Below are 11,427 nucleotides of genomic sequence, written 5' to 3' on the forward strand. Positions count from 1 at the left end.
CCCGTGAGCACCGTAATCGAAGACCATGACCTGCACACCGGGCATGCCCATGGCCCGGCCAAGGGCCTGATGCGCTGGGTGCTGACCACCAACCACAAGGACATCGGCACCCTGTACCTGCTGTTCAGCTTCAGCATGTTCCTGCTCGGCGGTGCCTTCGCCATGGTGATCCGCGCCGAGCTGTTCCAGCCCGGCCTGCAGATCGTGCAGCCGGAGTTCTTCAACCAGATGACCACCATGCATGGTCTGATCATGGTCTTCGGCGCAGTGATGCCGGCTTTCGTCGGCCTGGCCAACTGGATGATCCCGCTGATGATCGGTGCGCCGGACATGGCCCTGCCGCGGCTCAACAACTTCAGCTTCTGGCTGCTGCCGGCGGCCTTCCTGATGCTGGTCTCCACGCTGTTCACCCCTGGCGGCGGGCCGAACTTCGGCTGGACCTTCTACGCGCCGCTGTCCACCACCTACGCGCCGGCCAGCGTGACCTTCTTCATCTTCGCCATCCACATGATGGGCATCAGCTCGATCATGGGGGCGATCAACGTCATCGCCACCATCCTCAACCTGCGTGCGCCGGGCATGACCTTCATGAAGATGCCGCTGTTCGTCTGGACCTGGCTGATCACCGCCTTTCTGCTGATCGCGGTGATGCCGGTGCTGGCCGGCTGCGTGACCATGATGCTGCTGGACATCCACTTCGGCACCAGCTTCTTCGACGCTGGCGGCGGTGGCGACCCGGTGCTGTTCCAGCACGTGTTCTGGTTCTTCGGCCACCCCGAGGTGTACATCATGATCCTGCCGGCCTTCGGTGCGGTCAGCTCGATCATCCCGGCGTTCTCGCGCAAGCGGCTGTTCGGCTACACCTCCATGGTCTACGCCACCGCCGCCATTGCCTTCCTGTCGTTCCTGGTCTGGGCGCACCACATGTTCGTGGTGGGCATTCCGCTGATGGGCGAGCTGTTCTTCATGTACGCCACCATGCTCATCGCCGTGCCCACCGGCGTGAAGGTGTTCAACTGGGTGAGCACCATGTGGCAGGGCTCGCTTACCTTCGAGACGCCCATGCTGTTCGCCGTGGCCTTCGTGATCCTGTTCACCATCGGCGGCTTCTCGGGGCTGATGCTGGCCATCGCCCCGGCGGACTTCCAGTATCAGGACACCTATTTCGTGGTCGCGCACTTCCATTACGTGCTGGTGCCGGGCGCCATCTTCGGCATCTTCGCCTCGGCCTATTACTGGCTGCCCAAGTGGACCGGGCATATGTATGACGAAACCCTCGGCAGGCTGCACTTCTGGATGTCCTTCGTGGGCATGAACCTGGCGTTCTTCCCCATGCACTTCGTCGGCCTGGCCGGGATGCCACGGCGCATTCCCGACTACAACCTGCAGTTCGCCAACTTCAACATGCTATCGTCCATCGGCGCCTTCACCTTCGGCGTCACCCAGCTGCTGTTCCTGTTCATCGTCATCAAGACCATCCGCGGCGGCCCGCCCGCCCCGGCCAAGCCTTGGGAGGGTGCCGAGGGGCTGGAGTGGAGCGTGCCGTCGCCGGCGCCCTATCACACCTTTGCCACGCCGCCGGAGGTCAAATGAGCCCCGCGAAGCAACCCGCTGCGTCTTCGCGTCGCCTGGTGACCCGCCTGCTGTGGGTGGTGGTCGCCATGTTCGGCTTCGGCTTCGCTCTGGTGCCCCTCTACGAGGTGATGTGCCAGGCCTTCGGCATCAACGGCAAGACCGGCGGCCCGTACACTGGCGAACAGCGCGTCGATGAACAACGCCAGGTGCGTGTGCTGTTCGTGTCCAGCAACGCGGCGGGCATGAGCTGGCGCTTCTACCCCAAGGCCAGCGAATTGCGCGTGCACCCTGGGGCGGTCAACGAAATGCTGTTCGTCGCCGAGAACCCCGCTGCCTACCCCATGACCGCCCAGGCGGTGCCCAGCGTCGCGCCGGGTCGCGCGGCGGCCTGGTTCCACAAGACCGAATGCTTCTGCTTCACCCAGCAGGTGCTGGCGCCGGGCGAGCGCATCGAAATGCCGGTGCGCTTCATCGTCGACCGCGCCCTGCCTGCCGATGTGCAGCAGCTCACCCTTGCCTACACGCTGTTCGACATCACCGCCCGCCAGCCGCCTGTCGCGCCGGCCAGCGGCGCGCGCGTCACGGAGGTGTCCCGTGCCAGCCCCTGAACACTATTACGTCCCGGCGCAGAGCAAATGGCCGATCATCGCCACCCTGGCGCTGCTGATCACCCTGTTCGGCCTGGGCACCTGGTTCAACGATCTCAAGGCGGGGCACCCGGACAGTCACGGTCCGTGGATCTTCCTCAGCGGTAGCCTGCTGCTGGCGTGGATGATGGTCGGCTGGTTCGGCGCGGTGGTGCGCGAAAGTCGCGCAGGCCTGTACAGCGCCCAGCTGGACCGCTCGTTTCGCTGGGGCATGGGCTGGTTCATCTTCTCGGAGGTGATGTTCTTCGCCGCCTTCTTCGGCATGCTGTTCTACATTCGCTACTGGTCTGGCCCCTGGCTGGGTGGGGAAGGCAGCAACGGCGTGTCGAACATGCTCTGGCCCGAGTTCCGCTACCAGTGGCCGATGCTCGACACCCCCGATCCCAAGCGCTACCCGGCGCCGCAAGGCATCATCGACCCCTGGAAACTGCCGCTGCTCAACACCGTGCTGCTGGTGAGTTCCAGCGTCACCCTCACCCTGGCGCACCACGCGCTCAAGCATGACGCGCGGCGGCGCCTGAAGCTGTGGCTGCTCGCCACCCTGCTGCTGGGCGGCTGCTTTCTGGTGCTGCAGGGTGCCGAGTACCTGCATGCCTATCACGAACTGGGGCTGACCCTGGGCTCGGGCATCTACGGCGCGACCTTTTTCCTGCTCACCGGCTTCCATGGCGCGCATGTGACCATCGGTGCGCTGATTCTGCTGGTGATGCTGCTGCGTATCCTGCGCGGGCATTTCGATGCCAGGCATCAGTTCGGCTTCGAAGCGGCCAGCTGGTACTGGCACTTCGTCGATGTGGTGTGGATCGGGCTGTTCGTATTCGTCTACGTGATCTAGCGCAGGCGACCGCTGTACAGGCCCCAGGCAATCAGGCTGACGGTCAGCACCGCCAGCGCCACCCGCAGCACCAGGGCCCCGAGCAGGCGGTTCGAGGGCTGACGGTCGCGGGTCAGGAACACCAGGCCGCTGAATAGGCTGGCGAGCATGGCGGCCAGAGACAGCACGATCGCGGCCTTGAGCATGGCGACTCCAGAGGCAAGGGTGATGATGCAATGGAGTATAGGGGCCGGTCCGTGGCCGCCAGGGTGTAGCGGATGAGACGCTTCCTGCCGCGCCCGGTGCCGACCCTGGTGCTCATGCTGCTGTTGCCGCTGCTGGTCGCTCTGGGCCTGTGGCAGTTGCAGCGTGCCGAGCAGAAGGCCAGCCTGCTGGCGCACCAGGCTCGGCAGCAGAGTCTGCTGCCCGGCAACCTGAAGGCGCTCGCCGAGCAAGACGACCCGGCCTGGCGAGCGGTGCTGCTGCAGGGGCGGTTCGACCCGCAGCACACCCTGCTGCTGGACAATCGCAGCCGTGACGGTCGTGCCGGGGTCGAGCTGCTGCAGCCCTTCGAAGACCGCTCCAGCGGCCTGTGGGTGCTGCTCAACCGTGGCTGGCTGCCCTGGCCAGACCGTCGTACGCCGCCGGTATTCGACACCCCGACGGCGGACGCCGATCTGCAGGCCTGGGTCTATGTGCCGCCGGGCCCGGCCTTTCGCCTGCAAGCCGATGCACCGGACGAGCGCTGGCCGCGCCTGGTCAATGTGGTCGAGCCGCCGCGGGTGTGGCAGGCCCTGCAACGCGATGGCTACCCCTACGAACTGCGTCTGCTGCCGGGACCGGCGGCTTACCGGGCCGACTGGCCGATCGTCAACCAGGCACCGCAAACCCATCGCGCCTACGCCGTACAGTGGTTCGCCCTGGCCGTCGCACTGATCGGCTTGTACCTGTACCTGGGGTTTTCCAGGTCCAGGGAGCCTCGGCCATGAGTGGGCAGCGCCGCGGGCAGCTGCAATTGGCGCTGATATTCGCCGGCTTCCTTCTGCCGCTGCTTATCGCCGGCGCCATGTACCGCTGGCAGTTCTGGCTGCCGGAAAGCCGCACCTACCATGGCCAGCTGCTGGGTGACGGCGTGGGGCGGGCGGACCTGGGCGTGAGCGCCCGGGAGAGCGGCTGGCAATTGCTGGTCACCACGCCCGGAGCCTGTACGCAGAGCTGCCTGCACCTGGTCTACCTGGCCCGGCAGATCCACCTCGCCCTGGGGCGCGACGCCGGGCGCGCCAGCCATGCGCTGGCCAGCGGCGTGGCGCTGGATATTCACGCACTGCCTGGCTACCCCTGGCTGCGCCGCTACACCCTGGACCTGCAGCGCTATCGCCAGCGCGTGCCAGGCGATGACCAGCCACGGCTGTGGATCGTCGACCCCCACGGCAACCTGGTGCTGGAGTACGACGCCCGTGTGAAGGGCCAGGACGTGCTGCGCGACCTGCGGCACCTGCTGAAACTCTCGAACATCGGCTGACCGGAGGCGCCCCATGGCCCGTCGCGGATACCTGTTGGCGCTGTTCGCCACCCTCCTCGCACTGCTGGTGGTGCTGCTCGGTGCCTGGACCCGCCTGTCGCACGCGGGCCTGGGCTGCCCGGACTGGCCGGGTTGCTACGGCTTTCTCGGGGTGCCGTCCGGGGCGCTGCAACAGGCGCTGGCCGAGCTGCGCTATCCCCAGGCGCCGCTGGAAGTCGACAAGGGCTGGTACGAGATGATGCACCGCTACGCCGCCGCCGCCCTCGGCCTGAGCACCCTGGCGATTACCTGGCAGGCGTGGCGACAGCGCCAGGCCCTGGGCCTGGCCTTGGCGCTGCTGGGGCTGGTCATGTTGCAGGCAGCGTTCGGCATGTGGACCGTCACCCTCAGGCTGTGGCCGCCGGTGGTTACCCTGCATCTGCTTGGCGGCATGAGCACCCTGGGCTTGCTGTTCTTGCTGACCCTGCGCCTGGCCGCGCGACCTGCCGTGCTGCGTAGCCCTGACCCCGCGCTGCGGCGGCTGGCGTTGGCCGCCCTGCTGCTGATCGCCGTGCAGATCGCCCTGGGCGGTTGGGTCAGCGCCCACTACGCTGCCCAGGCCTGCCCGGACCTGCCGTTGTGCCAGGGGCGCTGGTGGCCGGTGATGGACTTCGCCGAGGCGTTCGGCCTGAGCCCGCCACTCGGGCTGAGCTACCTGGGCGGCGTGCATGAGGGCGAGGCGCGCACGGCGATTCACCTGGCCCACCGGCTGGGCGCGGTGCTGGTGGCGCTGGTCGCCCTGCGCCTGGCCTGGCGGCTCTGGCAGGCAGGGCTGGTGGGCATGGGCGGCGTGCTGGCCGGGCTGTTGCTGCTGCAGCTGGCGCTGGGCGCAGGCAATGTGCTGCTGAACTTTCCCGCGGCCCTGGCCTTGGCCCACAGCGGCGGTGCTGCGCTGTTGCTGTTGGCGGCGATCTTCGTCAACGAGCGTGTCGGGCGAGCGCCGCGTGGCTGTACCTGAGCGGTACTTGCGTCTAGGCTTGGCCGTCCCAGTGCTGCCCGGATTCACCGACCATGACCCGAACCCAGAAAACCGTTTTCATCCTTGTCGCCATCATCGCGGTGATCCTGGGCCTGACCGTGCAGCGCGTGCTGTCCATGCGCAGCGGCAGCGACCCGGCGGCGCTGGTGGACGCCGGAGTCATCATGCTGCCGCAAAGCCGCGCGGTGCCGGCGTTGAAAATGATCGACCAGGGTGGCGAGCCGGTGGCCCTCGACCAGCTCAAGGACAAATGGACCCTGGTGTTCTTCGGCTACACCTATTGCCCGGACATCTGCCCGGCGACCCTGGCCCAGTTGCGCCAGATCAAGGCCAGCCTGAGCGCGGCCGAGGCCGGTCGCCTGCGCGTGGTGCTGGTCAGCGTCGACCCGGACCGCGACACGCCGCAGCAGCTCAAGCAGTACCTGGCGTACTTCGACAAGGACTTCGTCGGTCTGCGCGGCGCGGTGGAAGACATCCAGACCCTGTCCAAAGCCCTGAGCATTCCGTACATCCCCGCCGACACCCGCAAGCCCGGCTACACCGTGGACCACAGCGGCAACCTGGCGATCATCGGTCCGGATGGCCGCCAGCAGGGCTTCATCCGCGCCCCCCTGAACGTGCAGAAGCTCAGCGCGCGGCTGCCCGTCCTGCTCACCCGGTAAGGGGAGCCGGTTGGCCAAGCGAAAGGCGTGGGGTAAGGGGGTTGGAGCGGCGGCGGAGAAGGCCGCCTGCAGGCGGCATTCTCCGCTGCTGGATCAGAACGCCGGAACCACGGCGCCCTTGTACTTCTCGGCGATGAACGCCTTCACTTCCGGGCTGGTCAGCGCGGCGGCCAGTTTCTTCATGGCCTCGGAGTCCTTGTTGTCCGGGCGCGCCACCAGGATGTTGGCGTACGGCGACTCGGCGCCTTCGATCACCAAGGCATCCTTGGTCGGGTCCAGCTTGGCGCCCAGCGCGTAGTTGGTGTTGATCAGCGCCAGGTCGACCTGGGTCAGCACGCGTGGCAGGGTCGCGGCTTCCAGCTCACGGAATTTCAGGTCCTTGGGGTTGCTGGCCACGTCCTTCGGGGTCGCCAGGATGCTGTTCGGGTCCTTCAGGGTGATCAGCCCGGCCTTGGCCAGCAGCAGGAAGGCGCGGCCTTCGTTGGTGGCGTCGTTGGGCAGGGCTACGGTGGCCCCGCCAGGCAGGTCTTCGAGCTTCTTGAACTTCTCGGAGTAGGCACCGAACGGTTCGACATGGACCTTGGTCACGGTGACCAGGTTGGTGCCTTTGCCCTTGTTGAATTCATCCAGGTACGGCTGGTGCTGGAAGAAGTTGGCGTCCAGGCGCTTCTCGGCGACCTGCACGTTGGGCTGCACGTAGTCGGTGAACACCTTGATCTTCAGATCGACACCTTCCTTGGCCAGGGTCGGCTTGACGAACTCCAGGATCTCCGCGTGGGGCACGGCAGAGGCGGCCACGCTCAGGGTCTCATTGGCCTGGGCCGACAGTGCGGTCATGGCAGCGAAAACAGCCACTAGTTTCTTCATGCAACAACTCCTTCTAGCGGCCCGCGTCCGGCGGGCCAAAAGCCAACGAATGCAATCAACGGTGCGAGAAATACGCCACCAGCCTGTCGCCGACGGTTTGCAGGATCTGCACCAGCACCAGCAGCAATACGACCGTGACGAACATGACATCGTTCTGGAAGCGCTGGTAACCGTAGCGAATCGCCAGGTCGCCCAGCCCGCCCGCGCCTACCGCGCCGGCCATGGCGGTGAACGACACCAGGGCGATGGCGGTGACGGTGATCGCCGCCAGGATGCCGGGCAGCGCCTCGGGCAGCAGGGCCTTGAGGATGATCTGCCGGGTGGTCGCGCCCATCGCCTGGGTGGCTTCGATGATGCCTTTGTCCACCTCGCGCAGGGCGGTTTCCACCAGCCGCGCGAAGAACGGCGTGGCACCGGCGATCAGCGGTGGCAAGGTGCCGAGGATGCCCAGCGAGGTGCCGGTGATCAGTTGGGTCAGCGGCATCATCACGATCAGCAGAATGATGAACGGCAGCGCACGCAGCATGTTCACGATCACCCCCACCACGGCATACAGCGGGCGGTTTTCCAGCAGCTGGCGCGGCGAGGTGAGGAACATCAGCACGCCCAGCGGCAGGCCGAACAGCACGGTGAAGCCCAGCGAGACGCCAAGCATGATCAGGGTGTCGCCGGTGGCCAGCCAGATTTCGTACCAGTCGACGTTGGAGAACAGTTCCAGGAAAGCGTCCATCAGCGCAGGACCTCCATATGGACATCAGCAGCGCTGAAGCGGGCGAAGGCGGCGTCCAGGTCGCCGCCGGTGATGGCCAGGGTCAGCTGGCCGTAGGGAATGTCCTTGATGCGGTCGATACGCCCCGCCAGGATGCTGTAGTCCACCCCCGTTTCGCGGGCCACGGTGCCCAGCAGTGGCGCGTAGGTCGACTCGCCCTGGAAGGTCAGGCGCACGATGCGGCCCTGCACATGGGCGAAATCTTCGCGTTGCTCGTTTTCGTCGAGGTGTTCGTCTTCCTGGACGAAACGCCGGGTGGTCGGGTGCTGCGGGTGCAGGAACACGTCGGCCACCCGCCCCTGCTCGACGATCACCCCGGCGTCCATTACCGCGACCTGGTCGCAGACCCGGCGGATCACGTCCATCTCGTGGGTGATCAGCACGATGGTCAGCTTCAGCTCACGGTTGATCTCGGCCAGCAGCTGCAGCACCTGGGCGGTGGTCTGCGGGTCGAGGGCACTGGTGGCTTCGTCGCACAGCAGGATCTTCGGTCGTGTAGCCAGGGCGCGGGCAATGCCGACGCGCTGCTTCTGGCCGCCGGAGAGCTGCGACGGGTATTTGCGCGCATGGGCGCTGAGGCCGACCCGGTCGAGCAGCTCGGCGACGCGCTGGTCGATCTGCTCGCGGGACAGATTGCCGGCCAGGGTCAGCGGCATGGCGACGTTGTCGGCCACGGTCTTGGACGACAGCAGGTTGAAGTGCTGGAAGATCATGCCGACCTGCTGGCGAAAGCGCCGCAGGCCGTTGGCATCCAGGGCGGTCACGTCTTCGCCGTCGACCAGAATGCGCCCGCCGGTGGGATTTTCCAGGCGGTTGATGAGGCGTAGCAGGGTGCTCTTGCCGGCGCCGGAATGGCCGATCAGGCCGAACACCTGGCCTGCTTCGATGCTCAGGCGGGTGGGGTGCAGGGCCGGGATTTCCTTGCCTGCAACGCGGTAGGTTTTCTGGACGTCAAGAAACTCGATCACTTACCGAACCTTTTGGGGCCTTGTGGGTGCGTTTAATGCCAGCGCAGCGGCGCGTCGCGCGCTGGCCGGAAGCCGGGCTGGATAAGCCGGGCGCGCATTTTAGCCTGTCCGCGCCGAGGTTCTTAGCATTAATTTGCCGGTCAACCTGCGTAACGGGCATAACACGACCAGTGGGAAGATTGCTGCGGAATTTCTCTGAACGCCGCTCCCGCCCCTGTGTCACTCCTTGAACACCGTGAAGTGTATTCACTCAGGCCCGCGCTAGGACGGGCCTGAACTGACGAGGAGTCGTAATCGATGGTCAAGAAGACAGATACGCCAGTCACCCCGACAGCCAAGAGTGAACTGGCCGGCACCGACACGCTGGACCGTGGCAACAGCAACGCCAAGCTCGACGCCCTGGAGACCTTTCGCTCCGATGCCACCGGCCAGGCCCTGCGCACCAACCAGGGCGTGAAGATTGCCGACAACCAGAACAGCCTCAAGGTCGGCAGCCGCGGCCCGAGTCTGCTGGAAGACTTCATCATGCGTGAGAAGATCACGCATTTTGACCATGAACGCATTCCCGAGCGCATCGTGCATGCCCGCGGCACCGCCGCGCATGGCTACTTCCAGAGCTACGACGACCACGCCACCCTGACCAAGGCGGGCTTTCTGCGCGACCCGGGCAAGAAGACCCCGGTGTTCCTGCGCTTTTCCACCGTGCAAGGCCCGCGTGGTTCGGGCGACACGGTGCGCGACATCCGTGGCTTTGCCGTGAAGTTCTACACCGACGAAGGCAACTTCGACCTGGTGGGCAACAACGTGCCGGTGTTCTTCATCCAGGACGCGATCAAGTTCCCCGACTTCGTCCACGCGGTGAAACCCGAGCCGCACAACGAGATTCCTACCGGCGGATCGGCGCACGACACCTTCTGGGACTTCGTGTCGCTGGTGCCGGAAACTGCCCATGCGGTGATCTGGGCGATGTCCGACCGTGCCATCCCCAAGAGCCTGCGCACCATTCAGGGCTTTGGCGTGCACACCTTCCGGATGATCAACACCGAGGGCAAGGCGAGCTTCGTCAAGTTCCACTGGAAGCCCAAGTTCGGCGTCTGCTCGCTGGTCTGGGACGAGGCGCAGAAGCTGGCCGGCAAGGACACCGACTTCCACCGTCGCGATCTCTGGGAAGCCATCGAGATGGGCGACTATCCGGAATGGGAGCTGGGCGTGCAGATCGTCGCCGAAGAGGACGAACACAACTTCGACTTCGACCTGCTCGACCCGACCAAGATCATTCCTGAGGAGCTGGTGCCCGTGACCCCGCTGGGCAAGCTGGTCCTGGACCGCAACCCCGACAACTTCTTCGCCGAGACCGAGCAGGTTGCCTTCTGCCCTGGCCATATCGTGCCGGGTATCGACTTCTCCAATGACCCGCTGCTGCAGGGCCGGCTGTTCTCCTACACCGACACGCAGATCAGCCGCCTGGGCGGGCCGAACTTCCACGAGATTCCGATCAACCGCCCGGTGGCGCCGAACCACAACAACCAGCGCGATGCCCAGCACCGCACCACCATCGACCGTGGCCGCGCCTCGTACGAGCCGAACTCGATCGACAGCGGCTGGCCCAAGGAAACCCCGGCCGCGCCGGAAAATGGCGGCTTCGAGAGCTATCAGGAGCGCATCGAAGCGCACAAGGTGCGTGAGCGCAGCGAGTCGTTTTCCGATCACTTCTCGCAGGCCGCGCTGTTCTTCAACAGCATGGCCGAGCACGAGAAGGAGCACATCATTGCCGCCTACAGCTTCGAGCTGGGCAAGGTCGAGCGGGTGTTCATCCGCGAGCGGGTGGTCAACGAGATTCTTGCCAACATCGACCTGACCCTGGCCGGCCGAGTGGCGGAAAACCTCGGCCTGCCGGCTCCCACGGGCGGTACCGTGGCGCCGCGCAGCCAGGCGCTGAAGGAGTCTCCGGCGTTGAGCCAGGCCAACCTGCTGTCGGGTGACATCGTCTCGCGCAAGGTCGCGGTACTGGTGGCCAACGGCGTGAACGGCCAGGACGTGGAGAAGATCAAGACCGCCCTGACCGCTCGCGGCGCGCATGCCAAGGTGCTGGGGCCGACCTCCGCGCCGGTGACCACCGCCGAGGGCAAGACCCTGGAGGTGGATGCTTCGGCCGAGGGCATGCCGTCGGTGGCCTTCGATGCGGTGTTCGTGCCGGGCGGTGCGGAGTCGGTGAAGGTGCTGGGAGGCAACGGCGTGACCCTGCACTTCCTGCTGGAAGCCTACAAGCACCTCAAGGCCATCGCTGTGGCCGGTGAGGCCAAGACGCTGGTGGAACAGCTGAAGCTGGAAGAGGATGCCGGCCTGCTGGTGGTCTCGGACGGTGCCTCGACCGACGCCTTCTTCGACGCCATTGCCCAGCACCGCGTGTGGGCTCGCGAGCCGAAGGCCAAGGCCGTACCGGCCTGATGACTGCTTGCCCGTAATTGGATGGACTCGCCCCCGCCGAGGCGTCTATGCGCCACGGTGGCATCCTATAGATGTCAGCGACAGCGAGGGCGAGACCATGAGCAAGAATACTTCCAAAAAGACCGCTTTGCCTGCAA

At 65.8% G+C, this 11,427-nt stretch carries 12 protein-coding genes; 8 read left to right on the forward strand and 4 right to left on the reverse strand.

The window, feature by feature from the left end; genetic code table 11:
* The first annotated feature begins 3 nt into the window (after positions 1-3).
* Genes ctaD through QZ497_RS05790 form a run of 3 tightly spaced genes read left to right on the forward strand, consistent with a single transcriptional unit; the run spans position 4 to position 3,057 of the window.
* Positions 4-1,593 carry a cytochrome c oxidase subunit I gene (gene ctaD / locus QZ497_RS05780; protein ID WP_295472064.1) on the forward strand — a complete coding sequence of 530 codons (1,590 nt, stop codon included), beginning with the start codon at positions 4-6 and terminating at the stop codon, positions 1,591-1,593.
* Complete coding sequence (locus tag QZ497_RS05785) at positions 1,590-2,183, forward strand: cytochrome c oxidase assembly protein (RefSeq protein ID WP_295472066.1); 594 nt, start codon at positions 1,590-1,592, stop codon at positions 2,181-2,183. Before ctaD ends, QZ497_RS05785 begins: the two co-directional genes overlap by 4 nt.
* Positions 2,170-3,057, forward strand: a complete 888-nt coding sequence (locus QZ497_RS05790) for a cytochrome c oxidase subunit 3 (protein ID WP_295472068.1) — start codon at positions 2,170-2,172, stop codon at positions 3,055-3,057. Before QZ497_RS05785 ends, QZ497_RS05790 begins: the two co-directional genes overlap by 14 nt.
* Here QZ497_RS05790 and QZ497_RS05795 read toward each other — a convergent pair.
* Positions 3,054-3,242 carry a DUF2909 domain-containing protein gene (locus tag QZ497_RS05795; protein WP_295472070.1) on the reverse strand — a complete coding sequence of 63 codons (189 nt, stop codon included), beginning with the start codon at positions 3,240-3,242 and terminating at the stop codon, positions 3,054-3,056. The genes QZ497_RS05790 and QZ497_RS05795 overlap by 4 nt on opposite strands.
* Positions 3,243-3,314: 72 nt before the next feature.
* On the opposite strand from QZ497_RS05795, the gene QZ497_RS05800 reads away from it, so the two are divergent.
* Genes QZ497_RS05800 through QZ497_RS05815 form a run of 4 tightly spaced genes read left to right on the forward strand, consistent with a single transcriptional unit; the run spans position 3,315 to position 6,238 of the window.
* Positions 3,315-4,025, forward strand: a complete 711-nt coding sequence (locus tag QZ497_RS05800; protein WP_295472072.1) for an SURF1 family protein — start codon at positions 3,315-3,317, stop codon at positions 4,023-4,025.
* The gene (locus tag QZ497_RS05805) at positions 4,022-4,558 is read left to right on the forward strand and encodes a hypothetical protein (protein ID WP_295472074.1); all 537 of its coding nucleotides are present in this window, start codon (positions 4,022-4,024) and stop codon (positions 4,556-4,558) included. Before QZ497_RS05800 ends, QZ497_RS05805 begins: the two co-directional genes overlap by 4 nt.
* A gap of 13 nt (positions 4,559-4,571) precedes the next feature.
* Entirely contained in the window at positions 4,572-5,555 is a 984-nt protein-coding gene (locus QZ497_RS05810; protein ID WP_295472076.1) for a COX15/CtaA family protein, read from the forward strand.
* 53 nt (positions 5,556-5,608) lie between these two features.
* Complete coding sequence (locus QZ497_RS05815) at positions 5,609-6,238, forward strand: SCO family protein (protein WP_295472078.1); 630 nt, start codon at positions 5,609-5,611, stop codon at positions 6,236-6,238.
* Between the two features lie 93 nt (positions 6,239-6,331).
* Here QZ497_RS05815 and QZ497_RS05820 read toward each other — a convergent pair whose 3' ends face one another.
* Genes QZ497_RS05820 through QZ497_RS05830 form a run of 3 tightly spaced genes read right to left on the reverse strand, consistent with a single transcriptional unit; the run spans position 6,332 to position 8,842 of the window.
* Entirely contained in the window at positions 6,332-7,105 is a 774-nt protein-coding gene (locus tag QZ497_RS05820; protein WP_295472080.1) for a MetQ/NlpA family ABC transporter substrate-binding protein, read from the reverse strand.
* A gap of 55 nt (positions 7,106-7,160) precedes the next feature.
* A complete protein-coding gene (locus QZ497_RS05825) occupies positions 7,161-7,835 on the reverse strand; it encodes a methionine ABC transporter permease (RefSeq protein ID WP_295472082.1) in 675 nt (224 codons plus the stop codon).
* Positions 7,835-8,842 (reverse strand): methionine ABC transporter ATP-binding protein, encoded by a 1,008-nt coding sequence (locus QZ497_RS05830; RefSeq protein WP_295472084.1) that lies wholly within the window; start codon positions 8,840-8,842, stop codon positions 7,835-7,837. The genes QZ497_RS05825 and QZ497_RS05830 overlap by 1 nt, the downstream gene beginning before the upstream one ends.
* A 297-nt stretch (positions 8,843-9,139) precedes the next feature.
* Here QZ497_RS05830 and katE point away from each other — a divergent pair, with 297 nt between their 5' ends.
* Positions 9,140-11,290 carry a catalase HPII gene (katE, locus tag QZ497_RS05835; protein ID WP_295472086.1) on the forward strand — a complete coding sequence of 717 codons (2,151 nt, stop codon included), beginning with the start codon at positions 9,140-9,142 and terminating at the stop codon, positions 11,288-11,290.
* Positions 11,291-11,427: the final 137 nt, after the last annotated feature.

The sequence above is a fragment of the uncultured Pseudomonas sp. genome (assembly GCF_913777995.1).
Lineage (GTDB): Bacteria > Pseudomonadota > Gammaproteobacteria > Pseudomonadales > Pseudomonadaceae > Aquipseudomonas.